Below are 402 nucleotides of genomic sequence, written 5' to 3' on the forward strand. Positions count from 1 at the left end.
AGTCGAGATTGAGAAATGATTTTAGACTAAACTTATCTAAAAAATCCCTCACTAGGAAACTCTAAATCTTTTATAATAGGTTTAGAGTTTTCTTTATCTCTTCCCTAAAATCTATATATAGAAAATTATCATAGCAAAAAATTCACACAAAGTGGAATACTTGTTGCTAACAGAGTTGGAATGAAATTTCATATTTTTACAAAAAGGAACACAATGTTTAAAAGGATTTTATTCCCTATCTTTGCTTTATTTTCTATTGCTTTTGCTTCTGACCCTATTACTATGGATTCTTTGTTTAAAAAACAAATTGGTTTAAGGAGTATTACAAGTATTAGCTATTTAAGCAGTGGAAATGCTTATATTTATAATATGTATCCTACACTTGTAGCACAACCTGATACA

General features: G+C 27.9%; 1 pseudogene. It reads left to right on the top strand.

The window, feature by feature from the left end:
• Nucleotides 1-213 precede the first annotated feature (213 nt).
• Nucleotides 214-402, top strand: a pseudogene (locus LS70_RS09885) (nucleoid-structuring protein H-NS); the annotation flags it as partial.

The organism is Helicobacter sp. MIT 11-5569, from assembly GCF_000765695.2.
Lineage (GTDB): Bacteria > Campylobacterota > Campylobacteria > Campylobacterales > Helicobacteraceae > Helicobacter_D.